This is a genomic window from Winogradskyella eckloniae (assembly GCF_013249045.1).
GTDB lineage: Bacteria > Bacteroidota > Bacteroidia > Flavobacteriales > Flavobacteriaceae > Winogradskyella > Winogradskyella eckloniae.
The window spans coordinates 318,424-345,303 of sequence record NZ_JABRWP010000004.1 but is presented as its reverse complement, the minus strand read 5'-3'; the positions used below and the strand labels follow the sequence as shown (position 1 = coordinate 345,303).

Here is a 26,880-nt window from a genome sequence, read left to right as displayed (position 1 = left end):
AACTAATCCATTATTAATATGAGAAAAATAGGAATTTTATTCGGTCAAGAAAATACCTTCCCTTGGGCATTTATTGATAGAGTTAACGAAAAAATAAAAGAACAAGGCATTAAGGATATGATGGCAGAAGCCGTGTCTATTGATACAGTAGAGCAAGCAAAATCCGATGAGTATGCTGTAATTATAGATAGAATATCTCAAGATGTTCCTTTTTATAGAGCCTATTTAAAAAATGCTGCGATTACAGGAACGGCTGTTATTAATAATCCGTTTTGGTGGAGTGCAGACGAAAAATTCTTCAATAATGCCTTAGCGGAATCTATTGGAGTGCCTGTTCCAAAAACCTTTATTTTACCTTCATCACATCGTCCACCAGACACTGATGAAAATTCGTTTAGAAACATGAAATTTCCTTTTGATTGGGAAAAGATGTTTAACACTATAGGTTTTCCTGCATATATGAAACCGCATGATGGTGGTGGTTGGAAAAGTGTTTACCGTGTAGAAAACCCTGAAGACTTATGGGCTAAGCATGGCGAAACTGAGAATTTGGTAATGATGCTTCAAGAAGAAATAAATTTTACGGAGTATTTTAGATGTTATGCGCTTGGTACGGATCAAATTCATATTATGCAATATGAACCAAGAAATCCACACCACTTAAGGTATGTTATTGATGGACCTCCTGTAGATAAGAAATTATTAGATTTAATAGAATCTTATTGTATTAAGCTTAATAAGGCTTTAGGATATGACTTTAATACGGTAGAATTTGCGGTAAGAGATGGTATACCGTATGCAATTGATTTTTGTAATCCTGCACCAGATGCTGATGTGCATTCTGTAGGTCAAGAAAATTTTGATTGGATTGTAGAAAATGCAGCGAATTTAGCGATTGCAAAAGCAAAGCAATACAAAAAAGGTCAAATGAATTTAACTTGGGGAACCTTTGTGAAAGATCAAATGGAAGCGCCAAAAAAGGCTGTAAAAAAAGCAGCAAAAAAGAAAGCACCAGTTAAAAAAGCAACACCAAAAAAAGGAACACCAAAAAAGGTCGCAGAGAAAAAGGTAGATGCTAAAAAGGTGACACCAAAAAAGACCACTTCTAAAAAAGTTGCTAAAAAGACAGTAACAAAAAAGGCAGCGGTTAAAAAAGTGGTAGCAGATGACTTAAAGAAAATAGAAGGTATTGGTCCTAAAATAGCAACCACATTAGCAACAGCAGGTATAACCACTTTTGCTAAATTGGCTAAAACAAAATCTGATGCAATTAGTAAAATAATAGCAGAGGTTAGAGGGAACCATGTCACTGATACTTGGCCAAAACAGGCAAAACTAGCTGCTGACGGAAAATGGGATGCGCTAAAAAAATGGCAAGATGAATTAAATGGTGGCAAAGCAAAATAGCTAAATCACAATAGGTTTTAAGCCATATAAAGGCGTATTAGAACTATCATATTGAGCGCGACCGTAAGCTGTAAATTGTATTTCTGTTTTAGGCTGCGCTCATTTTGTCATAACTCTATTTTGTTTACTAACTAACCCGTAACTCCTTATTATGAAATTTACTTTAGGCATTGAAGAAGAGTATCAAATTATAGATCCGCATTCTAGAGAATTAATTTCTCACGACCAACAAATTGTTACAGAAGCCGCCAAAGTCTTAAATGACCAGGTAAAAGCAGAAATGCATCAGGCTGTGGTAGAAGTTGGTACCAATATATGTGAAGACATAACAGATGCGAGACAACAAATTTCTCATTTACGTAAATCTATTTCTAATATAGCCAATGATTTAGGTTTTAAAATTGGTGCAGCTGGCACACACCCTTTTTCTAAATGGGAACACCAACTCATTACGCCAAATCCACGTTATGATGAAATTATTACGGAGTTACAAGACACTGCACGTTCTAACTTAATTTTTGGATTACACGTCCATGTAGGAATGGCAGATAAAGAAATGGCGATACATTTGGTAAATGCCATGCGCTATTTTTTACCACATTTGTACGCATTGTCTACAAATTCGCCTTTTTGGGAAGGAAGAAATACAGGCTTTAAATCGTTTAGATCTAAGGTGTTTGATAAATTCCCAAGAACAGGAATTCCAGGTGTGTTTGAAAATTATGCGCATTATGAAAACTATGTGAATTTGTTAGTGAAAACTAAATGTATAGACAATCCTAAAAAGATTTGGTGGGATATTCGCGTGCATCCATTTTTTCCAACATTAGAAGTTAGAATATGTGATATTCCATTAACCGTAAATGAAACCATTTGTATAACAGCCATTATACAAGCCTTGGTGGCAAAATTATATGATTTAAGAACACATAATCTTAATTTTATGAATTACCATAGAGCGCTAATTAACGAAAACAAATGGCGTGCAAGCCGTTATGGAATTGATGGAAAAATGATTGATTTTGGTAAAGAAGCAGAAGTCGATACCAAATTATTAATGCTAGAGTTGTTAGATTTTATTGATGATGTTGTAGATGATCTAGGCTCTCGAAAAGAGATTGAATATATACATGAAATGATTAAAAATGGAACAGGTGCAGACCGCCAATTAGAAATTTTTAAGCAAACCAACGACCTTACTAAAGTAGTGGATTACATCACAGAACAAACTATTTTGGGTTTATAAATTACCGACGTATTACACATGATACCAAATAAATTAAAATTAGCAATTTTAGATATGAATAATGACGAGCCCAATCAAGGGTTGCGTTGTATAACCGAAATTGTAAGCACATTTAATGCAGACATTGATTTCCAGATTTTTAACATAAGAGCAAAGCAAGAAATTCCGGATACTTCTTTTGATATTTATATTTCTAGTGGTGGACCTGGTAGTCCGTTAGACCAAGGCGAATGGCGTAAACCGTATTTGGCATTAATGCAAAAGCTTTGGGATCATAATAAATCCTCGAACCTTCAAAAGAAATCTGTTTTTTTTATATGTTACTCCTTCCAAGTTATATGCGATTATTTTCAGCTTGGTGAATTAAAACCAAGACGTAGTACATCCTTTGGGATTTTAAGAGTGCATCAAACCAAAAAAGGACATAACGATTTAATATTTAAAGGATTAAACGACCCGTTTTATGCGGTAGATTCTAGAGATTGGCAACTTATTCAGCCTAAATTAACAGTGTTTAAAAAACATGGTGCCACCATTTTAAGTTTAGAAAAAATAAGAACACATGTAGAGTTAGAGCGAGCTATTATGGCGGTACGTTTTTCAGATGAATTTGTTGGGACGCAATTTCATCCCGAAGCCGAACCTGTAAGTATGGAAGCCTATTTTAAACAAGAAGAAAATAAAACGAAAGTGATTTCTAGTTTTGGCGAAAAAAAATACAATCAAATGATGGATAGAATTGACGATCCGGAGAAAATAGAACTTACATACAATACCATTTTACCAAAGTTTATTGAGAATGCAATACTAAAAATAAAGGAACCTTTAATGTCGTAATAATAATGATAAAGCCATTTAGAGACGCATATAATTCTAATTTTTCAGAACAAAAGTATCAAGATTTTATAGATGATATCAACCAAACACACCATTATAAGGTGCCGTTTAAGGTTTCTGAAACTCCTGTGTTTATACCCAAAGCGTTAAAAGACCAATTAGTAGAGGCGTGTCATGATATTATGTCTGTCATTGAGCAACCCAATTTTAAAGCCTTAACCGATGGTGCTTTTTTTGATGCCAGTACCATCGTACCAAATGAGGATGAGTGTTCTAAATTTATTCAATTAGACTTTGGTATTTGTAAGGATAAAAATGGAGCGATTGCGCCAAAACTTATAGAGCTACAAGGCTTTCCGTCGTTATATTATTTTCAAGAATTGTTAGGACGAAAGTATACAGAACATTTTGGTGCTGTGATGCCTAGTGGTTATTCTCAGCATTTAAACGGAATGACCTCTGCGGATTATTTAGCCTTATTAAAACAAGAAATTGTAGGCGATACGGATCCTAAACATATTATTTTATTAGAAATAGAACCACAACAACAAGCTACTGCGATAGATTTTTTCGCTACAGCCGACGCCATAGGTATCAAAGTGCTCTGTATTACAGACTTAAAAAAGAAAGGCAAAAAACTGTTTTATAAAGATGAGAATAATAATGACGTTGACGTTTTAAAAATTTACAACAGAATTATTTTTGATGAGTTACACCAAAGAACCGATTTAAAAACAGAATTTAGTTTTCAAGATGAGGTTGATGTAGAATGGATTGGTCATCCCAATTGGTTTTATAGAATCAGTAAATATACCATGCCGTTATTAAAAGGCGATTACGTCCCAAAATCGTATTATCTAGATCAACTAAAAGCACTACCAGCAGACTTAGAAAATTACGTATTAAAACCGTTGTATTCTTTTGCAGGAGCAGGTGTGGAGATCCATGTTACCAAAGCTATGATTGATAGTATTACCAACAAATCTAACTACTTACTACAAGAAAAAGTGACTTATGCACCTATAATAGAAACTATGGATGAACCTGCCAAATGCGAAATAAGAATGATGTTGCTACATAATTCTAAAACGAACACGACAGAGATTGTAAGCAATTTAATGCGTTTGAGTAAAGGAGAAATGGTTGGTGTTAAATATAATAAAGACAAGACTTGGGTAGGAGGTAGCACAGGCTTTTTTGAAGAGTAAAGGCTTAAAATAAAGTTTTGGTTTTAAGACTGATCAGTTGATTTAAAATGGTATTTTACTATTTTTGATTGACTATGTATTTTAGTGGTCTGTAATTTAACAAAACTATGAGTAAAGCTATTCTGAAGTTATTATTTTTTATTGTTTCTCTAATAATTTTTGGATGTAAAGTTGATAAAGAAAAGACCATAGTAGGTTCAAAATCAAATAACTGCGAAAGTCCATCTGATGCAATTGTAAAATTTAACAAAGTAAAAGAAAGTGATGTTTCTAAAAGTATTTTAAAATATGCTAAAAGTCAATTTATTGAATTTAGCAGCTTAGAAGAAAAAGAAATTTCTGATTGGATTAATAATAACGTGTTCAGCGAAAAAAGAGGTAATTCTCAAATTAAAGAATGGAATATTAATGATAATGACATTTGCTTAACACAAATTGTAAGAATTGAATCGGCTTCAGATTCATCTCAAGTTTCTGAAGTTGATATCAAAATATGTAATTCGATTTTAAGTGAAGATGTTTCTGCTGGGAATCTTTGGGAATTTGATTCAGAAAATTTTGAAATCAATTTAAGCTACTGCTTCGATTCAATAGAATTTATTATACCTGTTGGCTATTATGAAATTGTAGACAACAATGGAAAATTGGAACGTTCATTAATAACAGATTTAAGAAAATATAAATGTTCCGTAAATATTAATTTGACCTTTCTAGATAAAAAAAGTAATACAGAATATAATAAGCTGATTTTATCTGATAATGGATTTTTATATACTGATTTTAGAAACAGGAATTAGAAAATTACAGACAACAATGTGTATAATTCATTGCTATTTATAGTTTACTTTCGAAAGTCCTCTAGGACTTTCTGTCTGTGATATTTTTGCTAACTTTAGTGCTTAAACGCTTAACGAAATCATACACTAGACCGTTACCTAAATTTAAAAAAAACGATATGCAAACGAAACTAACCATTTACGAAAGAATAGAGAAGTTTTTAGACAAATCTAAAATACCAACTGCTTATGTCCTATTTATATACATCACAAGTGTACAATATATTCCTGATAATTGGGTGTCAGAGGATTTTAAAAATGTAAGCTTGTGGCCTGTAGCTATTACATTAGGTATAATAATATTGAGAATCTTTTTTGATATTTATAAAAAAATTAATGAACCCAAAAAAACGTTACCCTTTTATAATAAATGGGGAGATTTAATTGATTCTGGGGAATTTTTAAAAATATTTAAAAAGCGACTACATGATGATAAAGTATTGAATATTAAAATTATTGGAATATCATTAAGATTCCATTGGAGCTATATTAAAAATTTAATGGAAGAATATTTATTGCAAGATAAAAATGTTGAATTTAATATATCACTATCAATGTTGGACACAGATGCTTATGATAGCTTAGAATTTATCGACGAGAGTTTTAAACAGAAGTTTTTAATTCAAGCACAAGCAACTGAAAATGATATAGAACTATTTAAAAAAAATTATGAAAAGCAAAACAGAACAAGCAAGTGTAATATAACTCTTCATAAATACACATTTATGCCTTCATTTTATGGAATTTTACTCGATGACAAATTTTTGTTTTTGGGAAATACATATTGGGGAAAAGATATGATACGTAGTGCTGGCCAATCATATAATTTATATGTTGAGGATGACGATTTTAGTGGTTCAGAAAGAATAAAGATTTTTAATTCTTGGTTAAATTATATAGAAAACAAGTCAAAGTCAAAATAAAAATGATATACAGTATTGTATAATTAATTACTAGTTGTCGTTTAATTTCGAAATTCTTGATGATTTTTTTGTTCCGTTATTGTTTATTAACTTAGATCTTTAAATCATTAATTAAACATTAAACCATTTTACTCAATCTAACAAATTTTATGAAAAAATACATATTACCATTTATTGCAATTGGCCTAATAACTTGTGTTTGTTCTTCACAACAAAATACAGCTGAATTTAAAACTGAAATTAAAAAGTGGAAAGCAGAACTAATAGCAAATGGAGATGTTGGAAACCCTTGTAGAGAAGATAATGATTGGCAAAAATGGCAAGAAGAAAATCCGAAAGCATATTTTGGATTGCAGGAAATTCAGTCTAGTGAATCTGATTTTAATTCTGATGGCATTAAAGATGGACTTTTTTATTTTCCTGCTGAAAATTGTGTTGGAGGTAATGGGACAGGTTCGGATTTTGGAATGTTAGTCTATTCAAACGATGGTCAATTTTTAACAAATAAGAATATCACTTCAACTATTGAAAGTGGTATTAAAAACGAATTGGCAAAAATTGATATTCAAGATGTTTACAAAATATATATTCATTATAAAGGTCTTGGGAAAACTATAATTGGAGAATATTTTGCGTGGTCAGAAGATGATGCGAACTGTTGTCCGAGTGGTAAAGGAACCTTTGAATATAATCCAACTGAGTTAAGCACTGTAATTAAAAATATACAAGAATAAAATGTTTAGATAGTAAATTATTAATTAAGACTTTGCCTATACGCATGAGGACTCATTGTGGTTTTCTTTTTAAATATTTTACTAAAATACTGTGGGTATTCAAACCCTAAACTATAGGCAATTTCACTTGCACTTTCTGTAGAATTTAGTAATCTCGTTTTGGCCATATTGATAATGTAATTATGAATATGACTTTGGGTACTTTGGCCTGTTTCCTTTTTTAATAAATCGCTTAAATATTTTGGAGACATATGCATCGCTTTACCAAAATAATTTACGGTAGGAATGCCTAATTCTGCCTGCTTATTCGAATGGTAATAGTCTTTGATAATGGTTTCAAATTGGCTAGCTATATCTTGGTTTAAATTTGTCCTGGTAAAGAATTGTCTGTCGTAATAGCGCACACAATAATTTAATAAGAGTTCTAAATTTGAAATTATTAAGGTTTGACTATGCGCATCAATGTTGCTACTAAATTCTTTTTCTATTTTTTGGGAAATTTCAGTAATCGTTTGGCGTTCATCTTCAGAGAGGTGTAATGCTTCATTAGATGCATATTCAAAAAAGGAATAGGTATCTATACGTTTACCTAATTCTGATTTTCTTATTAAATCGGGATGAAACATAATGCTCCAGCCTGTGTCTTCTGTGTTAATTGATTGACGCTCAAACTCAAGTATTTGGTTTGGTGCCACAAATACCATGGAGCCTTCTTGGTAATCGTAGGAGTTTCTTCCGTATTTAGATATGGTGTATTCGCAGTTGTCCTTTAAACTAATATGATATAAATTTAAGGCATATTTAAAGTTTTCAACCTCAATATGTTTTAAGCCATCAGCCACTCTTAGTATGGTAATTAATGGATGTTTTGGTTTTTTTAATCCAAAATAGTTATGTACTTCAGCGATACTATTTATGGTAACTATGGCTTTCATTATTGCGTTTATTAAGTCAATATTATAAGTTTTTCCACCATTGGGAATAATCATTAATTGAATCTTTGACCAAAATTTGTTGTCCAATGGTTGGTGTAATGACCTCTAAGTTAAGGGTTTTTGCTTTAGTCATTACGCGATTAATTGGATCTGTCCATTCGTGCAATGCTAACTTAAATCCTGCCCAATGTATTGGCATTATTTTTTTTGCTTTGACATCTATACCTGCTTGTGCTGTTTCTTCTGGCATCATATGTATATCAGACCATTTTTCATTGTATTGTCCACATTCCATTAAGGCTAAATCAAAAGGACCATAAGCGTCACCTATAGCTTTAAAATGACTGGCATAGCCACTGTCGCCACTAAAAAATATATTTTCTGTTGAGGATTCTATTATCCAAGACGACCATAAGGTGCTTTGTCCGTTATTAAGTTTTCTACCAGAAAAATGTTGCGCAGGTGTACAGATTAAATTAAGGCCTTCAAATTGAGTGTCTTGCCACCAATCTAACTCTGTGATTTTATGGGTTGGGATGTTCCAAGCTTCAAGATGCGCACTGATACCTAATGGTACAAAAAAGTGATTGGTTTTATCTTTTATTTTTAAAATGGTTTTATAGTCTAAATGATCGTAATGATCGTGCGAAAAAATAACAGCATCAATTTGTGGTAGTTTTTCTATTTCTATAGGAAATTCAGCATTGAATCTATTGCCACCTAAAATGTCTAATGGTGCAGCAACTTTACCAAACATAGGATCTAATAAAATGATTTTACCGTTTATTTGTAATAAAAATGACGAATGGCCAAACCAAATCATTCGTGCTTCTCCTTTATAATTTACAATACTGGTAGAATCTATTTTTGTGGCTTTTAAATCTTCTTTAGGTCTACCATTTGGCACTTTTGTGGTAAAAAAAGTATAGGCTAATGCCATCGTTTCTGAAAAACTTAAGTTTTTTGGGACGGGATTGGTATTGTTGAATTTTCCATCTTTAAATTGTTGAGATGTCGCATATACTGCTTTTTTTTCTTTAGAAACGTTGCCACCAAAACTAGGGTAGAAGCTGGTAAAAGCCATATAGGTCACTACCAACAATGCAATTATAATAAGGGTTGTAATCATTATTCGTTTTAAAATTTTTTTAATCATTTTATCAAATTCTAAAGCAAAATTACAGAAGTTATGGGCTATTAAATGTATTCTAATTACATATAGTTGAATACTTTTTTCTGAATTTATTGATTCATTTCAATTAATTGCCAGTCGTCATTGGGTTGTTTGGTTAAGTACACACCAACCTTCACATCTTTTTTATTCCCTAAAACTGTAATGGATAGTTGTGCTTCTCCAAAACCGTTAGTAATATTTATACTACCTGATGGCATCATACCATAACCCGTTATACCACCAGTATCTTCAATTATACGTTCGTTCTGTTCTATGTTTTTTACAGCAACTTGATAGGCATCTGAATTTTTCATGGCCGCACCAACAAATAGGATCATAAACGTTATAAACACTAAACCAGCACCAACTAAGGCGAGAATTCGAAGTGTTTTACTTGGTGTATTAGGATTTTTTACAACAATAGTTTTAGCAATTTTATCACCTAAACGCTTTTTTTCATTACTTGAGGCAAGCATTATAAATTCTACAGGCCCAATTATTAAAAATATATTCCTGAAAAACAATTTACCAATGGATGGTACAATTTCTGGATTGTCTTCATCTCTAACCATAATACCAAAAATCCACTTACCAATACTAATTCCATTAATAGAATCCTTCCCAAAATAAATAGCAAAACCTATTAAAAAGGTTGTTAGCATTATTGCTGTGATTTTAGAGAAATCAGGTTCATTTAAATAATCTGGTCCTAATGCTAAAAAAGTTATGGAAACGATTAAAAATGTCATTACAAAATGATCTACTAAAAAGGCAGCAATTCTTCTTTTTCGACTTGAAAGCTGAAAATCCGTATGTTGATAGTCTTGATTGTTTTGCATGATATTTACATTATTTTGCTACTGATTTACAACTAAGTAACTATTGTTTTGGTCGTCTTAAGGCGATATTTTTATGTACCCATTCGGCTTCATCTTTTGGTGTTACCTCTCCAAGCTTACTGCTACAACGACTAAATGTTGCATTAGCAAAATCATAGGGCTTACTATCCTTAAAATATGGCCCAACAACACCTAGCATCCAGCCGTTATCTGCAGCCCAATGTGGTTCGTAGGTTTTGTATTTAAACACATGGTAAAGGACATTGTTTCCGTCAAAATCTATAGTAACTTCTTCAAGATGTTCAATCTCATCAGGTATTTTGTCTAATTCTGTTGGAAATTCTAGCCAATTGACTAAATGACTTTCTGCGGCACTAATTATGGTAAAATAGGCTTCAGGAAAAAGATCTAGCTTATGGTGTTCTTCTAAAATTTGATACGTTAATTCTCTTGTTTTATTGTCTTTAGCAAGGTTTAAGACTTCAGCACGATTCACCTCTAAACCATTGATGAGTTTATCGTATAGTGGCTTAATTCTATTAAATCTCAATAGGTCTGTTTGTCGTCGTTTTCTTCTAAACGCAATCCATCTGTAAACTACAAATAGAATGATGAGTAGTAGAATGACTCCAATGGTAATAAGCACTAACTTCAAATTAATATATGAATTAAATAAACAATTATTCAGATTTATCTGGTGCAGGTAAACTAGCATGAAATTCTTTACCTATGCGATCTGTGTATTGATCTAATAATTCTAAGACGCGCTCACTAGAATCTGAAACAACGATTAAACCAATATGCCAAGCTTTATCCATGCGCCATACAATTTCTTTGTCTGTAAAACTAGAGGTGTCTGGATGCTCAAATCGACTTAATGACACAACGATGCCTGCATATTTATTGTTGATTTTTGGTAATTTGTATTTCTTTTTTAGAAGATTAGCCGATTCTATTTTTGCCCATTCGCCCCAAAGATTAACGCCTGATGCATATTCTACCATTTCGGCTAAATTAGCACCACCAACTCTAGAGGATGTTTCTAAGAAGAACAATTCTCCAGTGGCTTTAGATTGTATAAACTCTGTGTGTGATGCGCCAAATTGCATACCGAAGGCTTTCATCACTTGAGCATTCATGTTTTGTAATCCTTTTTCAACTTTAGATCCTATTTCAGAACTAGCAGATCTAAAAATTCCGCCACCATGAGCGACTTCAAAAGGTGTGTCTAAATATTTGCTGACTCTTGCAAAAGCGACTTTTCCATCAACGTTTAATCCATCAACATGATACACATCACCTGGCGCAAATTTTTCGATCAAATAATTATCGCGTTCATCACCAAGTTCATTTACAATGTGCCATAATTGTTCTTTAGAATGTATTTTTTTTATACCTGTTGCTGAAGCTTCCATTCTAGGTTTAATTAACCATGGTGGACTCACACGATCTGCATATTCATTAATAGCGTCGTTATTAAATAAGTCTGTAAATTCTGGAACATTAACACCTTCTTCTTTAGCTTTAACACGCATAGCTAGTTTATCTCTAAAATAATGCGCAGTAGTTCTACCCATACCTGGCATTCTAAAATGTTCTCTCAGTAGAGCTACCTTTTCGACATCAAAATCGTCTAGTGCTACAAAACGATCGAATTTTATAGTTCTAAATTTATAGGCGATGCCTTTAACCACGTTGTCATAATTCCATTCTTCAATATAAAAGGTATCTTCAATAGATTCCCATGGCCAAGGTTCTTGGTTTAGTTTACTCTTCGTTAGTAAGTAAACGTTATTGCCTTCTGCTTTTACGCTCTTCAAGAAATCTTCGCCTTTAAAATAAGTAGATATACAAAGAAAGTTTAATGGTGTTTTAGACATGGTTTGGTGGTTAAATTCAAGGGTGTTTTTATATGGTATAAAATGAGACCTTGATGGGTTATGTTTTTATCGCTTATGTTACCATAAAGATATTAAGTTATTTTAACTAAGCAAGTTATGACGTGAGTTTAGTCTTAATAAATTCGGTGATTAATTGAATACCATAACCAGAGGCGCTTTTCATTTTTGCATAGGGCGAACTCCCAAAAGAAACACCTGCAATATCTAAATGCATCCAATTATTATGATCTTCGGTAAACGCTTCTAAAAACTGAGCGGCATTGGTAGCACCTGTTAAAGGTTTTCCACTAAAGTTTCTTAAATCTGCAACATCGCTATGTAAATCACTTTTGTATTCTTCAAACATTGGTAATTGCCATACGCGCTCGTGTACATTGTATCCTATTTGAGACATGGTATTGGCCATGTCTACATTGTGTGTAAACATACCAGCAGCTTCATAGCCTAAAGTTCTAACAACACTACCAGTTAGCGTCGCCAAATCGATTAAATATTCGGGTTTAATCTGTTGTACCGCATAGCTTAATCCATCTGCTAACACTAATCGGCCTTCAGCATCTGTATCAATAATTTCGATGGTTTTACCAGAGTAGGAGTCTATAACATCACCAGGTCTGTAGCTTTCTGCATCTACCGCATTCTCAGCCGAACACACAATACCAACAACATTAATATTAAGTTTTAACTTGGCGATTAATTCTATTACACCTAAAACAACGGCAGCGCCACCCATATCACTTTTCATGTAATGTAAATTGGTCGACGGTTTTATAGATAACCCTCCAGAATCAAAGGTAATACCTTTACCGACTAAAGCAATATCCACTTTTTTACTGGTGTTGCCATAATACTCATTAATAATTACAACCGGTTTGTTTACACTGCCTTTGCCTACAGATAAAACCGCTTCAAAACCTTGTTTTTTCAGTTCTTTGTGTTTTAAAACTGTGCATTTGTAATTGGCTTTTTTTGAAGATTTTTCTGCCCATTTACCTAAATACTCAGGTGTTTTTATATTTGGTGGCGCATCAACCAAAGCTTTAATTTTATTTATTGTTTGGCCAGTAAAATTACCTTCTTCTATAACACTCTTGATGGATTTTGAAGTGACTATGGCAACTGAGGTTTTTTTGCTTTTTTCTTTTTCAGATTTAAAAGCGCCAATTTGATATTGTGCCATTTCTAGGCCAATAACAGCTTTTCTAACGTTAGCTTCGGTGAGTTCCTCTGCATATACTTGTATTGACTTATCCCAATATTTTTGCGTATCAAAGGCTAATTTATGAAATGCATTTTCAAGTTGTGCGTTATGCTTTTCTTCACCTAATCCTATGAGATAAATTCTATTACCATCTTTCCCATAAAGTTGAAGGTATGTAGCAAAACTGCCATCAAAATCTGGTTGTTTTATAGGTAATAGATGTGCTATAGATTTTAAATCGTCCTTTTTGCAAGGTAGAATAAAATCGGTTGAAGTATCTAGTGTTTTAGAATGTGTATATGTCATAATTTATGAATTAAAATAAAGCCATTTTACGGCCTTTGGGAATTCTTCTCTCCAGTGCATTTCGGAATGGTTACCTTCTTCATTGATTGAAAAATGAAAATCAATATGATATCCTTTTATCATTCGTTCTTTAATAATGCTTCCTAATTTATGGGCATTAGGAAGGTGCGCATCACTTTCTTTACCACCAGAATATAAATATATTTTCGCTTCCTCTAAAGGTTGAAAAGACTTAGTGCTTTTAAATATTTTATTAGAAATCCATAGGCTAGGGGAAAAGATCATCATTTTACCAAATACTCTAGGATTTTTAAGTCCTGCATGTAAACTAATTAAGCCACCCATAGAACTACCACCAATTCCGGTGTTTTCAAAATCGGTTTTGGTTCTGTAATGACTATTAATATAAGGAATTAGTCTTTCAATCATAAACTGAATATAGAATTTACCTTTTCCTTCTCCAAAACGTGGATGAAAATAAGGTAGATATTCACTAATGCGCTCTTCGTTACCATGATCTACGGCAATTATAATGAGATCACCTAAACCTTCTTGTGCCAACTTTGCCATAGATTTATCTATAGCCCAATCACCAAATGGAGCAGAAGGGTTAAATAAATTTTGTCCGTCTTGAAGGTAGAGTACAGGGTAGCGTTTATCAGTTTCGTAATAATTGTGTGGTAATACTGCCGAAATTTTTCTGGTAGCATTAAGATGTGGTATTTCGTAGGCTTCTTCTAGAACTTCTATTATAGGTTCAAACTCCGTCACTGTCATATGTTTTAGTATTGATAATATCTCTTTAAAATGGACTCATTTTTTTTGGGATAGAATTTAAAAAATGAAAATAAAGAGTAAACAGCGAAAGTACTATTTTATGGCACGTTTTACCACAATTTTTTTAACAGATTTCAACTTTATTTTAAAGCTTTACACCAAACTTAAACCCTAAAGAGAAATTGAAAAGTTTGCGGTCATGAACACCTTCTAGATAATTATTTTGACCAAAGAATAAAAAATGCCTGTCATCATCAATCAATTGATCTGATTCTGCATTGTATTTGATATTAGGGTTGGCAAAGGTTTTGTTTCTGATACCAAAACCGGTGTACAAATCGATATACATTTGTTTTCCAACAGGGAAATTAAGTCCATATTTAATATTAAATATATCTAGTGATTTTTGTACCGCAATTTGTTCCTTAACATAGTAGTTAATGTTTTCGTTGTTGCGATAGTATTCTATGGATTTATTGTATTGATACCTTACAAAACGCGCTTCAAAACCTAAATATTCATTGACTTTTGGGTTTCTAACAAACTGTGTAAGATTATAATATTTTAGCTCATACCTAAAAGATCGCCCTTTGTTTTCAAAAAATTCTGTACGCGAACTAGAACCTAATCTTTCTGTATAGACTGTACTATATTCTGCACTAAAACTAAGATTGTTTAATGGAAAATACTCAACACCTAATGATATTTGTGGCTGAGAAAACACATCCATAGCCATTAATGGTGAAGTGTAAATAAACGTTTGGTGTTGTTTAAAAGGCCTCGCTTTTCCTTCAAATATTTTAAACCTATTGGCTGTAGAGTCTATTTCTAAAAAAAGATTTCTACGATATGTAAATCGCTTATCATTAGTAAGATCTACAAGAATACCTAAACCATAAGTATAAGGTATATTTAAATAAATTAATGAAGAAATCTCTCGGTTTATTCTTATATCAGTTGAAATGCTATCGTTAGAAATTGTAAATTCTAAAGGCTCATTTGAGCGAAATGGGTATATGGTTGTTGTGCCATTTTCAAGCGGCAATTCTTCACTTTTATATTCAACTTTAGAGTTTTGATCTGCATAGATGTTTACTCTTGTTGTTCGTCCATTTAATATAGTTGTACACGATGTAAGAACAACAGATAACAAGATAAAGGTAACTATGTTTTTCAATGTAATGAGATATGATTGCTTTCTATTAGATGTAAATCTTGTAGAATGGTTGCGTCAAAACATATTAAAATTTAATTGATATTAACCTTAACGCTTCGTTTTCAATATTAGCTAAAGAGACGTCCACGATGTTCTGGTTTTATATCCGTGTATGTGTCAATAATAATGGCGGAATTTTAAAACGCAGGACTTTCTTAACGCAAGATTTTGTTAATCTACAATTTTACCATCTACCATAGTCAACGTTCTATCTGCCATTGTAGCTAATTCTTTATTGTGCGTTACAATGACAAATGTTTGATTAAATTCATCTCTGAGCTTAAAGAATAAATTATGTAGTTGCTCTGCAGACTCACTATCTAAATTTCCTGAAGGCTCATCAGCAAATATAATATTTGGCTTATTGATTAATGCTCTTGCAACAGCAACACGCTGTTGTTCGCCACCAGACATGCTATTAGGCTTATGATGAATTCTATCTTTTAACCCTAAATACTCCAATAATTCTATTGCACGTTTTTCGGCTTCTGACTTAGAGGTGTTATTAATATATGCCGGAATACAAACATTTTCTAAGGCTGAAAATTCTGGTAATAATTGATGAAATTGAAAGATAAAACCAATATTTTGATTTCTAAATTTGGCCAAAGATTTGTCATTTAACGTCTTAATAGATTCGTCGTTAATAACGAGTTCAGTTTGTGAGGCGTAATCGGGTTTGTCTAAAGTTCCTAATATTTGAAGTAAGGTTGTTTTACCAGCTCCAGAGGCACCAACGATAGAGATCACTTCACCTTTAGAAATTTCTAAATCTACACCCTTTAATACCTGAAGATCATTATAGGCCTTTTTTATTTGCTTGGCAGAAATAACTGTTTTATTCATAAGTTGTGAAAATAATACTTAAAGAATTACTGTACAATATTAAGTGGTAGATTTGTTGCTTTTCAACACTGATTTTATCCCATTAAAATCTATAAAATATTGTACTCTTACAGAAAACGTATGCTGAATTGGTTGGTCGAATAGATTATTGAGTGTGTCAATGTAACTTTCTTCGGCTAATGTATCTCTATTAAAAAGTTGATTTCTGTAAAGCGTCGTTAAGAAGCTTCCTGGTGCAAATTGCCATGAATAACTAAAGTCAATATTCCATGTGCTAAAATTAATATCAGGACTGTCTCCAATGTTGTCAAGCGTATAGCCCGAAGCTGTAGTTAGTGATCCGTTGTCTAAAAGCGTAAAAAAGTCATTATCATACTTTACAGTATCCCAGTAGTGTCTGAACGTTAATGCTAACGTATTTAAAGGATTAAAGGTGTAGTTAGCGGATATGCTATTGGTTAAGGTTTGTCTATTTCGCTCGCCAAAAATAGGCTGATCATCTACATACGTTGCGTAACCTCTAGATCCATTAGATACATTTAGTGATGTAGAATAAACCAGTAAAAATTTATCATTAAATCGAAACCTAGGACTTAAGGTAAGGTTGTAGCCAAATAAATCTCTACCATCTTCAAATATTTTGTATGAATTTGCATTGATATCAAACGCAAATTTTTTGTTGTAATTAGAAGAGTAATAGCCTCCTGCGCTTGCTAAGTTTTCAAAGATAAAAGGTCTTCCGTCTCTAGATTCAAAAAAATCGTATTGCTTACCTGGTTCAAAATCTGCCCAAAATCCAAAGTTATTTAAGCCTTTGTTTTGCGCATTGAATTCTGCACCAAAATTTGTGCCTGAAAATGTTCCTGGATTTGCTAAATTTTCGTAATTCAGATAAGTGTTGACGCTATAACTATTTAAATTTCCTTTGGGTTCAAAAATCTGATACGAAATATCAATTCCAAAATTATTGTAGTTGTTTCTATAGATTAAGCCTAAGTCATTGATGTTGTATTTGGTGTCTGCATAACTATGATCAAAACTATATCTTAGATTGCCATGCGTTTTACCTACATATAGAAACGTACTATAACCTGTTTCTAAATCATTGTCTTGATAGTTAACGTTGCTCATTTTTAACTGAGGAATAATTCGGTAAGTATTTCTTTTATTTTTAATATCGCCAACGAGAGCCGTAGCATTACCATCTCTAAAATGGCCTTCTCTTAGCACATTGGTGTTTATTAAACCTATTGAAGAATTGCCGTTAAATTGCTGATCGACAACAAGGATATTGTAATTTGTAAATGGTTCTACAACTTCTCTACGAGATTCTTGCGTATCTGTATTAGTGATTGTTCCGTATGTTTTTTCTGTAATGGCATTAAAAAGACCAATACCAAGGCCGTCTTTTGTTCTACCTGATACTTTTAAAGCATTTAAAACCTTTACATCGTTGGGCATATTTGCTTCTTCATTTTCTGCTAAATTAAGTTGACCACTAGGACCATTACCAATACGTCTTGAAAAAAACAACCCACCTTTAGAGAACAAATCGACACCTTCTGTAAAAAACTGACGTTGCTCAGAAAAGGTTTGCTCAAAAGGACCAAGGTTAAGCGTGACATTATCAAAACCAGCTTGACTAAAATCTGGTACCAACGTCGCATCTAAAGTAAAATTATCTGTAAGACCATATTTTACGTCCATGCCAAATGTAAGATTGGTATTGGTATCACCATCGTAGATGTTAGCAAGACCTGTAGAAAAAGGATAAAGATTTAATCGTACAGGTGGTTTAATATTATCTAAACCTTTTAGTTCACCATGATATAGACCAACGTATCCTTGGGTTGGATCTAATGGATTCCATGTGTATTGAGATCGTAATCGTCTAAAATGTCTATGAAATTGAATGCCCCAAGTTGGTTCTTCTTGATCTGCAAATCGTAAAGCTCTATAAGGGATTTTCATTTCTAATGCCCAACCGTCTTCATTGATTTCTACGGCACTTTTCCAAACGGCATTCCAGCCATAGTCTTCACCAATTGTTGGGTTAGCTATAGCATCGGCTTGCTGACCTGAGCTAAAAACTACAAAATAAGTGTCGTTTTGAGAATCGTTATTTGGATTTAGTGCAATCAGAAAAAAATCACTTTGTCCAAAATTATCTCTAGACGTCAGTTGTTTCATTATTTTTGAAGGATCATCGTAGAGATACGCTGCAATATAGATGCCACTATCATCGTAAGTTATTTTGACTTCTGTGCGTTCTTCATTTGGGAGTTTATTGCCAATCTCTGGTCTTATTTGAGTAAAACCAGTAGCAATTTCTGCATGCTCCCATACTGCATCATCTAATATACCATCTATAATTGGTTCAGTATTGGTGCGCTCTATTTGAAGTGATTTTTTATCTTGAGAGAAAACACAAAGTGTTAAAGCAAAGTAAAGTAGGAGTGAAAGGTGTGAACGAGAGTTCATAATTGATTGATTTCTGATGATTGATAATACCGTACAGATGTAAGTTTTTAGTAATTGTTACATATTTACAGTTACAAATCTAATCTCAGAATTGAGGCTTCCCTCTTAATTATTTGTTAAATCCTGTATTTTGGAGGTTTTAGAGCTCTACTTTCAATATGTTTTGGAACACTTATTGCGTTATAATAGATAATAAATATTATATATGAATAAATACAAATTATTAGGATTAGGCATGTTATTAGATGCTATTGGTATGGTCTCATTTGTAATTCCAGGTTTTGGAGAATTTACAGATATTGTTTGGGCGCCTATTTCAGCATTAATAATGACTAAATTATATGATGGTAAAGCAGGCAAAGTAGCTGGTGTGATTACCTTAATAGAAGAAGGTTTTCCTGGCTTAGATGTTATACCAACATTTACAATTATGTGGTTTTACACATATGTTTTTAGTACACAAAAACGTTACAATGAAGCATAAAAAAAGCACTCGTTAGAGTGCTTTTTTTACTGTATTACAAACAAAATTATTATTGTACTTCTATATCAAAAGTAACTTCTACGTCAGTACTTCCTCCTGCACCAGCTGATGTTCCATCATTTGGCTTTGTAGGTTCGTGCTTTAAAATAATAGTTAATGTACCAGTACTTGCGTCACCAGTAACTAAAGAAGATTCTATACCTATTGGATTTCCGTCTTCGTCCACATCTGTTTTAGTAATAACGATATCACTTATTGACGATGTGATAAAAAATTCGTGTTCATCACCTTCTTCTTCAACTTCTTCGGTAATATCTTCAGCAGGATCTTCAGTTTCATTTAATAATTCTATTGCACCAGTATAGGTAGTGTTAGCTGTTAATGGTCCAGAAATAGAATAGGTTGGTAAAGCGCTACCATCACCATCGATGTCCTTAAATTCTATGGTCACAATGTCTGTTCCGTTAGTAAGTTTGTAGGTTACAGTGGTGATAAGTTCTTCTTCATGATCGTGATCATCATGGTCGTCGTCGTCACTAGAACAGCTTACAAACATAATGCTTGACACAAATAATATTGCTAATAATTTAATGGTATTAATTGATTTAAAATTTTTCATGTTTTTATTGAATTGTATTAATAATTGATTTTAATTTTTAGATTAAAGTTTCTACCTAACTCGTCTGCGTAATATCGAAGTCTATTTAAATAGTCTCTATACGATGTGTTAAATAGGTTTTCTATGTTAAATTCTAATTGTAATTTTCCTTTATTAAAGGCCTTAAATTCTATAGAACTATTAAGGCTAAACAAGGCGTATGAAGATGGTGTAGAACTAATGTCTACATAAACATCTTCTTGTAAAGTAGCGTTATAAGTGTAAAAATTGTAATCTGGATATCTCTTTTGTTGTAATACAGTTTTGTGATTTAAACGAATTGTTAACTGATTTAAATCTTCATTTTTATAAGATATACTATTAAAAAAATTAGTTGAAGGCATATGAATTAAGGCAATATCGTCTGTTTTGTTATCACCTTTTAAAAGACTAATACTTCCTTTATAATCAAACCTTTTACTTATTTTTTTGTTGACATCAATATCTACACCGAATATTTGCGCATTTACTTGATTGTATTCCCAAATAGGAAAAGCACCACGAACTGTGGTGGTTATACCTACAGGAATAAGTTGTATATAATCATTGATATAATTGTAATATGGACTTACCGAAAATCCAAATTGTTCATTGTGTCGTTCTAATGACACTATAAATTTATGAGCTATTTCTTTATTTAATTCTAAAGCGCCTATTTCTATTCTTGCAGCACCATGGTGTAAACCATCACTAAATAACTCTGAAGGATTGGGAACTCTAGAGGCTAATCCATAGCTAAATAGCAAAGAGGTTTCATGTTTTAAGGGCTGCAGATAACTCACGTTAGCCGATATGTTATTGTAACTTTCTTGCCAGTCTGCAGAATCGTTTCTACCATCGGTATTAATGTTTGTATAATCATATCGTACACCAGCACTAATTTCTGCTAAATGCGATGTCTTGTAGTTACCTATAGCATAAATGCCTCCATCATATTTTTCGTAGTCTGGAATTAGTGCTCGAACACCTGTACCAGAGATGGCATCGTTTTGTTGATAACGCAATACTATACCTGTATCGATTTTAAGATTATTGAAATAATCAATTCTTAAATTGGGTTGAAATGTATTCGTAAACAATCTCAAATCAATTACGGGAGTATCTGCTAAGTCTCCTCGTCTTAAATCAAACTCTTTACGTCTATTTATCTGTAAATCGTATTGAAGCGTTAGTTTACCTAAGCCTTTAAAACGATTATATGCTTCTATTTTAGCTAAATGATGTAGGATATCTTGTTTTGGATAATCTATATCATAACTAAAATCTTCTGCAATTCTAGGGACTTTGCTGTTAATAGCTGTAACTAAATCATTTACATTTCCAATATGAGAAGACGTTAATATAGCCAAATCATTATGCACAACACTATAATAAGCGTCAAAGCCTTTTTCAAAGCTGTTGAAACCAAAATTTAGAGATGCATTTAAGTTAGATAAACCTGAATTGGTTAAATAATAATCTGGTGCCTTGAAATCTCCAAATTGTTTGTAACTCGCTTGTAGCTTACTGTAAAAACCAGATTTATAAGTTTTAACGATCTCTGTATTTATTAGGCCACCACGTCCATTAGAATTTAAAGAAACAATAGAATTACCAAAAAGACTATCAGTAATCATATATTTCTTTGGCTTAATTAAAATTAAACCACCAATGGCATCGCTACCATATCTTAATGTATTTGCTCCTTTTATAACTTCAATTCTATTACTAGAGTTAATATCTATATTAGGCGCATGCTCATCACCCCAATCTTGATCAAATTGTCGCACGTTATTGTTAATGATTAACAGTCTACTACTGTGCAACCCATGAATCATTGGTTTTACTATGGTGTTTCCTGTGTTTAGAGAAGATACACCACTTATTGTATTTAACGCATCTCCAAGCGATTTGTCTGAAAAATTTTCTATCACAGATTTGTGTATTGATTTTTCGATACTAGTATCTTCCGTTTTTAAACTAGAATTTAGGACAACTTCACTTAGCTCTTCTAAATGATGTTCTAAGTAAATGGTCTTAGACATATCATTATTTATCAGGTACGACAAGGTTTTGGTTTCGCAACCGATATGAGATATTGTTAACGTTAGGGTGTCACTACAAAGGTTTTCAATTTTAAATTTCCCATCTAAATCTGATACCAAATATGTATCTTGTTGTTTGACATATATGGTTGCCGATTCTATGGCTGTTCCGTCATGAAAATCCTTAAGCTCCCCTAAAAAAATATAGCTACAATTTTGACCAAAGCTTAAACCAGATATGGTTAAAACTAAGCCCATAATTAATTTTATCATTGAGGTAAATTTAATAGAGTATTAGAAATGTTATATTCTAACTAATCTGAGGAGGACCTCTATCAAATCTAGTGGTTTGAAGGTAATTGTTTAATGAAATGTAATATAACGACAGTTGACGAGAAACAACTGTGTTTGAACTTATTTCATAGTTTATAAATTCTACAAATAAGTTATTTGTTAGTTTAAATTTGTAAAAATCACAGTCAAAATCAGTCTCATGAAAATGCGTGTCTGATGTGTCATCATTATCACATACTTTATGTGAATGGTGTGAAAAAACGTGATTTAATTTTACGGCAGAAGGCAATAATACAGCAAGGACTAGTACAATTGCTAATCCTTTAAATAATGATGATATGACTGTTTTGTGATTCAATCTAAAAACCGTTTAAAACCAAATCTTCTTAACATTTTCTTTTCAAATGCCCAGAAAAATTTAAACTGACCAAAAAGCCAGCCAAAGGACACTAAAAGTATTTGATAAAAAATGAGCCCAATGATAATGAATAATATCCAATAAAGCGTTGGGTTTAAGTTTTCTTTAGTAATTCCTATAATTTTCATTATTGGCCGTCCCACAACTAGTGATGATGAGCCTGTAATAGCAAATACCATAAATACACGAATCATTTCCCATTTATAGTCTAGAATCCATTTGTTTTCAAGCTTTTTAAAGATAAATAAGGTGAACTTCAATAAAAGAAAAAATAGGATAGAAGTGACAGCAATTTTTAAAAGTATACTGTTGTCTTTTAAAATTGAATTCGAAATCTTAAATGCAGAATATCCTAAAATAACTAAACCAAAAAAGGGAAATAACAACTGCCAATTCTGTTGTATTTCCCATTGTTCTTTAAATTTTTTCATAGCACTCTTCTAGTGCTGCAAAATTAATGAATTAAGATGTATTTAGTTCTTAAATTCTTGGCATAAATGAAGAGAGTCTTTGGTTGTGCTTTATTTGAAAATATACAAAGTAGTTGTACAATTTGTAATTTACTTCATAACCATAATCTGTTCTGGTGTCGTAATCTATTCTTAATTCATAAAGTGTAGGATCGAATGCGCTTGGTTGTAAATTTCTTTGATTCCAAGATTGTACTAAAATAGCATTTCTAGATTCTAGCCATTCTTGTGAGTAATAACCTTCTGGTCTTGCGGTTGTTAAAAGCCATGAGTTAAAGCCTGGCTCTATGATAATAATTTCGTAATCAGATTCATCACTGCTAATGACTACCGTATCATTTTCAACCAAACTAGTTTCATTTTCTTGACTTATAGTTTGGTTATTGTTGTAAGATTTACAGCTTGCTATTAAAACAAGAAGTATAATAAATGGCATAAGCTTTTTCATAGTTAAAGATATTAAAAAAAAATTGAGTTTTAAGACGTTTACTTTAAACGAACACTACAAATCAATAGTAAACCCAAATTAAAAACAACGTATTTTTAGTGAACACCGCGTTTCAATACGTAAGGTGATGTGTTTTTAAAGTTTACTTCTTTTATACAACAAAGCAGTTCAATTGAACTGCTTTGTATTATCTTATATGAGTGATAGTTATTATTTTCCAAATAAACCACCTAAAAGACCACCAAGTCCTCCAGAGCTTTTATTGCTTCCACCTAAAACCATACCTGCAACATCATCAATAACGCTACCATCACCATCAGCATCTAATATTTTTTCTAAGAAACTTTGTTCGTTAGCAGTGTCGCTACCACCAAGTAAACCACCTAAAAGACCAGTAATTCCGTTTTGGTCACTAACGTTGTTTTGACTAGCTTGTTTTCCTAAAACACCCATTAAAATTGGAGCAGCAACTTTTAAGATATTTCCAACAGCACCAGAATCTAAACCAGCTTTTTGACCAATAACCTGTTCAACACCTTGTTGTTTGCTTCCTAATACATGATTAAGTATTTTAGAACCATCGTTAGTTACTTCTTCATCAACTCCACCTCCAAATAAACCTCCAAGGTTATCTAAAATGCTTCCGTTGTGTTTTCCGCTTAATGCACCCATTAATCCTGCTGCGCCTTCTGGTGTAGAAGCATTGCGTTCCATTGCTTTCATTAATACAGGTAATGCCATTGTTAGTACACTACTTGTTTTGCCTTGATCTGTTCCTGTTGATCCAGAAACACCACTTATAATTGTTTTACCTAAGTCACTGTTTAGTAAATCTAAAATTCCTGCCATTTTTGTTATAAATTAAATTATGTTAATAAAAATTAGTTTGTTAAGGTACAAAAAAAAAGTCCCACAATTGTAGGACTCATTATTTTTACATTGGTCACATTATTTCTTTAACCTAGTATAGAAATGATCTGTTCTGCTAATTCAACACCAATTCTATCTTGAGCTTCGTTAGTTGCTGCACCAGTATGAGGTGTAAGAGATAATGCAGAATTCATTAATAATTGAATTTCTGGTTTTGGTTCTTTTTCAAAAACATCTAATGCTGCTCTTGCTACTTTTCCGCTTTCAATGGCCTTTACTAATGCTATTTCGTTTACAACACCACCACGTGCTGCATTGGCAATAATTACACCATCTTTCATTTGGTTAAATTCTGCTTCGTCAATAACGTAGTCTTTTTGCGCTGGTACGTGTAGTGTTAAAAAGTCCGATTGTTTTAATACGTCTTCTTTTGAAATGGTATTTATTTCAAAATTTACTTTTTGTCCATCAAAGAACTCTAATTCTAAGTCTGCTTTTTCTAAAAATGGGTCAAAAGCTACAACTTTCATTCCTGCGCCTAGAGCGACTTTGGCTGTTGCTTGGCCAATACGACCAAATCCAAGAACACCTAAGGTTTTACCTTTTAATTCTGTTCCTTTAGCGTAAGCCTTCTTTAAACCTTTAAAGTTAGCATCGCCTTCTAAAGGCATATCTCTATTAGAGTTGTGTAAGAATCTAGCGAGTCCGTAAAAGTGCCCGAATACCAATTCAGCAACCGAGTGTGACGATGCTGCAGGTGTGTTAATAACACTTAATCCTTTACTACGTGCATAATCTACGTCTATATTATCCATACCAACACCACCACGACCAATAATTTTTAGACTTGGACAGTTATCTATGAGATCTTTTCTTACTGTAGTTGCACTTCTTACTAATAACACAGAAATATCATTTGTGTTGATGTAGTTTTCTAATTGTTCTTGGGCAACTGTTGTTGTAATTACTTCGTAACCCGCTGCTTCTAGGGCATCAATACCACTTTGAGAAACACCATCGTTTGCTAATACTTTCATTATAGTTTATTTTATTAGTATTAAGAAGTTGATTTTAATCGTCTATAAAATAATTGTGACGTTAACTTCTAAATATCTAACGGTTTTTATTTCATTTTTGTTTGAGTAGACACATTTAAAAATTACGCCTTACTCTCTAATTCGCTCATAACCTCGACAAGCGCCTTTACACTGTCTAATGACAATGCGTTGTACATTGAGGCTCTATAACCACCCACGCTTCTGTGACCGTTAATTCCATTAATTCCTGCTTCTACACACATGGCGTCAAAAGTCTCTTTGAGATTTTCGTTTTCTAAGGTAAAAGTAGCGTTCATGTTAGAACGGTCTTCTTTAACAGCATAGCCTTTAAATAATGGGTTTAAATCAATTTCAGAATAAATTAAGCTAGCTTTTTTGTTATTGATTTCTTCAATAGCTTTAATACCACCTAAATCTTTTAGCCATTGCATCGTTAGCATTGATACGTATACTGCAAATACAGGAGGTGTATTAAACATACTGCCTTTTCCAATATGTACTTTATAATCCATCATAGATGGGATTTTGCGAGATACTTTGCCTAAAATGTCTTCTTTAACAACGACTAAAGTTGTACCAGCAGGTCCCATGTTTTTTTGAGCTCCAGCATAGATTAAGTCAAACTGTGTGAAATCTAATTGACGCGAAAAAATATCACTACTCATGTCACATACCATTGGTACAGGAGCGTTAGGGAAACTCTTCATTTGAGTACCAAAGATGGTGTTGTTAGATGTGCAGTGAAAATAATCGTAATCTTCTGGGATATCGTATCCTTTTGGAATGTAATTAAAATTTGCGGCTTTTGACGAACCTACTTCGTAGATGTCATCATATATTTTAGCTTCTTTAATCGATTTATCAGCCCAAGTTCCTGAGTTTAAATATCCTGCTCTTTTTTCTAATAGATTTAAAGCGACCATTAAAAATTGTGTACTTGCGCCTCCTTGTAAAAACAACGCTTTGTAGCCTTTTCCTTCTAAACCTAATAACTCTAATGCTAACGATCTAGCATTTTCCATAACATCTACAAATGGTTTGCTACGATGTGATATTTCTAAAAGAGATAAGCCTTCGTCAAAGTTTAAAACGGCTGCTGCTGCTTGTTCCATTACTGATTTTGGCAATACACAAGGACCTGCACTAAAATTATGTTTTTTCATGAAAATTTTATTTTCATTTCCTTAGCCTCAATTATTGAGATTACATTGGAAATTTTGTTAATTTTTTAAACAAATACAAAGGTGCTAATTTAATGCTTAAATAATGTTATTAAATTGATAATTTTT

At 32.6% G+C, this 26,880-nt stretch carries 26 protein-coding genes and 1 pseudogene; 9 read left to right on the top strand and 18 right to left on the bottom strand.

Translation table 11 applies throughout. From position 1 onward, the window contains the following. Positions 1-18: 18 nt before the first annotated feature. The 8 genes and pseudogenes from HNV08_RS16455 to HNV08_RS09110 form a co-directional block, all read left to right on the top strand. Positions 19-969, top strand: a pseudogene (locus tag HNV08_RS16455) (ATP-grasp domain-containing protein); the annotation flags it as partial. Then, on the top strand, positions 964-1,407 hold the full coding sequence (locus HNV08_RS16450; protein ID WP_394353398.1) for a DUF4332 domain-containing protein: 444 nt from the start codon (positions 964-966) through the stop codon (positions 1,405-1,407). The pseudogene HNV08_RS16455 and the gene HNV08_RS16450, both read left to right, overlap by 6 nt. 151 nt (positions 1,408-1,558) lie before the next feature. After that, complete coding sequence (locus tag HNV08_RS09135) at positions 1,559-2,653, top strand: carboxylate-amine ligase (RefSeq protein WP_173280987.1); 1,095 nt, start codon at positions 1,559-1,561, stop codon at positions 2,651-2,653. A gap of 18 nt (positions 2,654-2,671) precedes the next feature. Further along, positions 2,672-3,490 carry a type 1 glutamine amidotransferase gene (locus tag HNV08_RS09130; RefSeq protein ID WP_173280985.1) on the top strand — a complete coding sequence of 273 codons (819 nt, stop codon included), beginning with the start codon at positions 2,672-2,674 and terminating at the stop codon, positions 3,488-3,490. A gap of 5 nt (positions 3,491-3,495) precedes the next feature. Beyond that, positions 3,496-4,698, top strand: coding sequence for a hypothetical protein (locus HNV08_RS09125; protein ID WP_173280983.1), 1,203 nt, complete (start codon positions 3,496-3,498; stop codon positions 4,696-4,698). 107 nt (positions 4,699-4,805) lie between these two features. Then, on the top strand, positions 4,806-5,495 hold the full coding sequence (locus tag HNV08_RS09120; RefSeq protein ID WP_173280982.1) for a hypothetical protein: 690 nt from the start codon (positions 4,806-4,808) through the stop codon (positions 5,493-5,495). Positions 5,496-5,653: 158 nt separating this feature from the next. Further along, positions 5,654-6,457: a hypothetical protein gene (locus tag HNV08_RS09115; protein WP_173280980.1), complete on the top strand. Its 804-nt coding sequence runs from the start codon at positions 5,654-5,656 to the stop codon at positions 6,455-6,457. Positions 6,458-6,606: 149 nt separating this feature from the next. Next, a complete protein-coding gene (locus tag HNV08_RS09110; protein ID WP_173280979.1) occupies positions 6,607-7,191 on the top strand; it encodes a hypothetical protein in 585 nt (194 codons plus the stop codon). Positions 7,192-7,211: 20 nt separating this feature from the next. Here the strand turns inward: HNV08_RS09110 and HNV08_RS09105 are convergent, their stop codons facing one another. The 10 genes from HNV08_RS09105 to HNV08_RS09060 all read right to left on the bottom strand — a co-directional run bounded on the left by HNV08_RS09105 (position 7,212) and on the right by HNV08_RS09060 (position 18,867). Then, positions 7,212-8,180, bottom strand: coding sequence for a helix-turn-helix domain-containing protein (locus HNV08_RS09105; protein WP_241697202.1), 969 nt, complete (start codon positions 8,178-8,180; stop codon positions 7,212-7,214). Continuing rightward, the gene (locus tag HNV08_RS09100; RefSeq protein ID WP_241697201.1) at positions 8,149-9,282 is read right to left on the bottom strand and encodes an MBL fold metallo-hydrolase; all 1,134 of its coding nucleotides are present in this window, start codon (positions 9,280-9,282) and stop codon (positions 8,149-8,151) included. The genes HNV08_RS09105 and HNV08_RS09100 overlap by 32 nt, the downstream gene beginning before the upstream one ends. An 86-nt stretch (positions 9,283-9,368) precedes the next feature. Continuing rightward, a complete protein-coding gene (locus HNV08_RS09095) occupies positions 9,369-10,139 on the bottom strand; it encodes an RDD family protein (protein ID WP_173280977.1) in 771 nt (256 codons plus the stop codon). Positions 10,140-10,179: 40 nt separating this feature from the next. Next, complete coding sequence (locus HNV08_RS09090) at positions 10,180-10,785, bottom strand: hypothetical protein (protein ID WP_317170228.1); 606 nt, start codon at positions 10,783-10,785, stop codon at positions 10,180-10,182. A 34-nt stretch (positions 10,786-10,819) separates the two neighbouring features. After that, on the bottom strand, positions 10,820-12,019 hold the full coding sequence (locus HNV08_RS09085; protein WP_173280974.1) for an ATP-grasp domain-containing protein: 1,200 nt from the start codon (positions 12,017-12,019) through the stop codon (positions 10,820-10,822). Positions 12,020-12,134: 115 nt separating this feature from the next. Further along, entirely contained in the window at positions 12,135-13,547 is a 1,413-nt protein-coding gene (locus HNV08_RS09080; protein ID WP_173280972.1) for a leucyl aminopeptidase family protein, read from the bottom strand. Between the two features lie 3 nt (positions 13,548-13,550). Next, positions 13,551-14,324, bottom strand: a complete 774-nt coding sequence (locus tag HNV08_RS09075) for an alpha/beta hydrolase (RefSeq protein ID WP_173280970.1) — start codon at positions 14,322-14,324, stop codon at positions 13,551-13,553. Between the two features lie 145 nt (positions 14,325-14,469). After that, positions 14,470-15,501: a hypothetical protein gene (locus tag HNV08_RS09070; RefSeq protein ID WP_173280968.1), complete on the bottom strand. Its 1,032-nt coding sequence runs from the start codon at positions 15,499-15,501 to the stop codon at positions 14,470-14,472. A 210-nt stretch (positions 15,502-15,711) separates the two neighbouring features. Next, on the bottom strand, positions 15,712-16,386 hold the full coding sequence (locus HNV08_RS09065) for an ABC transporter ATP-binding protein (RefSeq protein ID WP_173280966.1): 675 nt from the start codon (positions 16,384-16,386) through the stop codon (positions 15,712-15,714). Between the two features lie 39 nt (positions 16,387-16,425). Then, positions 16,426-18,867, bottom strand: a complete 2,442-nt coding sequence (locus HNV08_RS09060; RefSeq protein WP_173280964.1) for a DUF5916 domain-containing protein — start codon at positions 18,865-18,867, stop codon at positions 16,426-16,428. Positions 18,868-19,072: 205 nt separating this feature from the next. Here HNV08_RS09060 and HNV08_RS09055 point away from each other — a divergent pair, with 205 nt between their 5' ends. Then, positions 19,073-19,351: a hypothetical protein gene (locus HNV08_RS09055; RefSeq protein WP_173280963.1), complete on the top strand. Its 279-nt coding sequence runs from the start codon at positions 19,073-19,075 to the stop codon at positions 19,349-19,351. Positions 19,352-19,400: 49 nt separating this feature from the next. Here HNV08_RS09055 and HNV08_RS09050 read toward each other — a convergent pair whose 3' ends face one another. From HNV08_RS09050 to serC, 8 genes are all read right to left on the bottom strand, one after another. Continuing rightward, on the bottom strand, positions 19,401-19,970 hold the full coding sequence (locus tag HNV08_RS09050) for a type 1 periplasmic binding fold superfamily protein (RefSeq protein WP_194241992.1): 570 nt from the start codon (positions 19,968-19,970) through the stop codon (positions 19,401-19,403). A 17-nt stretch (positions 19,971-19,987) separates the two neighbouring features. Beyond that, complete coding sequence (locus HNV08_RS09045) at positions 19,988-22,306, bottom strand: TonB-dependent receptor (RefSeq protein WP_173280961.1); 2,319 nt, start codon at positions 22,304-22,306, stop codon at positions 19,988-19,990. Positions 22,307-22,343: 37 nt separating this feature from the next. Further along, a complete protein-coding gene (locus HNV08_RS09040; protein ID WP_173280959.1) occupies positions 22,344-22,685 on the bottom strand; it encodes a hypothetical protein in 342 nt (113 codons plus the stop codon). Then, positions 22,682-23,176, bottom strand: coding sequence for a DUF6787 family protein (locus HNV08_RS09035; RefSeq protein ID WP_173280958.1), 495 nt, complete (start codon positions 23,174-23,176; stop codon positions 22,682-22,684). Before HNV08_RS09035 ends, HNV08_RS09040 begins: the two co-directional genes overlap by 4 nt. A 49-nt stretch (positions 23,177-23,225) precedes the next feature. Then, the gene (locus HNV08_RS09030) at positions 23,226-23,663 is read right to left on the bottom strand and encodes a DUF6146 family protein (RefSeq protein ID WP_173280956.1); all 438 of its coding nucleotides are present in this window, start codon (positions 23,661-23,663) and stop codon (positions 23,226-23,228) included. Positions 23,664-23,873: 210 nt separating this feature from the next. After that, complete coding sequence (locus HNV08_RS09025) at positions 23,874-24,512, bottom strand: DUF937 domain-containing protein (RefSeq protein WP_173280955.1); 639 nt, start codon at positions 24,510-24,512, stop codon at positions 23,874-23,876. Positions 24,513-24,619: 107 nt separating this feature from the next. Continuing rightward, a complete protein-coding gene (locus HNV08_RS09020) occupies positions 24,620-25,570 on the bottom strand; it encodes a D-2-hydroxyacid dehydrogenase (protein ID WP_173280953.1) in 951 nt (316 codons plus the stop codon). A 122-nt stretch (positions 25,571-25,692) separates the two neighbouring features. After that, positions 25,693-26,754 carry a 3-phosphoserine/phosphohydroxythreonine transaminase gene (serC, locus tag HNV08_RS09015; RefSeq protein WP_173280951.1) on the bottom strand — a complete coding sequence of 354 codons (1,062 nt, stop codon included), beginning with the start codon at positions 26,752-26,754 and terminating at the stop codon, positions 25,693-25,695. Between the last annotated feature and the right edge of the window lie 126 nt (positions 26,755-26,880).

Bases quoted from the DNA above. Each gene is read 5' to 3' on its own strand.
- serC (WP_173280951.1), bottom strand. From the start codon at position 26,754: ATGAAAAAACATAATTTTAGTGCAGGTCCTTGTGTATTGCCAAAATCA.
- HNV08_RS09130 (WP_173280985.1), top strand. From the start codon at position 2,672: ATGATACCAAATAAATTAAAATTAGCAATTTTAGATATGAATAATGAC.
- HNV08_RS09125 (WP_173280983.1), top strand. From the start codon at position 3,496: ATGATAAAGCCATTTAGAGACGCATATAATTCTAATTTTTCAGAACAA.
- HNV08_RS09100 (WP_241697201.1), bottom strand. From the start codon at position 9,282: ATGATTAAAAAAATTTTAAAACGAATAATGATTACAACCCTTATTATA.
- HNV08_RS09085 (WP_173280974.1), bottom strand. From the start codon at position 12,019: ATGTCTAAAACACCATTAAACTTTCTTTGTATATCTACTTATTTTAAA.
- HNV08_RS09075 (WP_173280970.1), bottom strand. From the start codon at position 14,324: ATGACAGTGACGGAGTTTGAACCTATAATAGAAGTTCTAGAAGAAGCC.
- HNV08_RS09045 (WP_173280961.1), bottom strand. From the start codon at position 22,306: ATGATAAAATTAATTATGGGCTTAGTTTTAACCATATCTGGTTTAAGC.
- HNV08_RS09030 (WP_173280956.1), bottom strand. From the start codon at position 23,663: ATGAAAAAGCTTATGCCATTTATTATACTTCTTGTTTTAATAGCAAGC.
- HNV08_RS09055 (WP_173280963.1), top strand. From the start codon at position 19,073: ATGAATAAATACAAATTATTAGGATTAGGCATGTTATTAGATGCTATT.
- HNV08_RS09025 (WP_173280955.1), bottom strand. From the start codon at position 24,512: ATGGCAGGAATTTTAGATTTACTAAACAGTGACTTAGGTAAAACAATT.
- HNV08_RS09080 (WP_173280972.1), bottom strand. From the start codon at position 13,547: ATGACATATACACATTCTAAAACACTAGATACTTCAACCGATTTTATT.
- HNV08_RS09020 (WP_173280953.1), bottom strand. From the start codon at position 25,570: ATGAAAGTATTAGCAAACGATGGTGTTTCTCAAAGTGGTATTGATGCC.
- HNV08_RS09110 (WP_173280979.1), top strand. From the start codon at position 6,607: ATGAAAAAATACATATTACCATTTATTGCAATTGGCCTAATAACTTGT.
- HNV08_RS09105 (WP_241697202.1), bottom strand. From the start codon at position 8,180: ATGATTATTCCCAATGGTGGAAAAACTTATAATATTGACTTAATAAAC.
- HNV08_RS09065 (WP_173280966.1), bottom strand. From the start codon at position 16,386: ATGAATAAAACAGTTATTTCTGCCAAGCAAATAAAAAAGGCCTATAAT.
- HNV08_RS09060 (WP_173280964.1), bottom strand. From the start codon at position 18,867: ATGAACTCTCGTTCACACCTTTCACTCCTACTTTACTTTGCTTTAACA.
- HNV08_RS09135 (WP_173280987.1), top strand. From the start codon at position 1,559: ATGAAATTTACTTTAGGCATTGAAGAAGAGTATCAAATTATAGATCCG.
- HNV08_RS09115 (WP_173280980.1), top strand. From the start codon at position 5,654: ATGCAAACGAAACTAACCATTTACGAAAGAATAGAGAAGTTTTTAGAC.
- HNV08_RS09120 (WP_173280982.1), top strand. From the start codon at position 4,806: ATGAGTAAAGCTATTCTGAAGTTATTATTTTTTATTGTTTCTCTAATA.
- HNV08_RS16450 (WP_394353398.1), top strand. From the start codon at position 964: ATGGAAGCGCCAAAAAAGGCTGTAAAAAAAGCAGCAAAAAAGAAAGCA.
- HNV08_RS09035 (WP_173280958.1), bottom strand. From the start codon at position 23,176: ATGAAAAAATTTAAAGAACAATGGGAAATACAACAGAATTGGCAGTTG.
- HNV08_RS09095 (WP_173280977.1), bottom strand. From the start codon at position 10,139: ATGCAAAACAATCAAGACTATCAACATACGGATTTTCAGCTTTCAAGT.
- HNV08_RS09050 (WP_194241992.1), bottom strand. From the start codon at position 19,970: ATGAAAAATTTTAAATCAATTAATACCATTAAATTATTAGCAATATTA.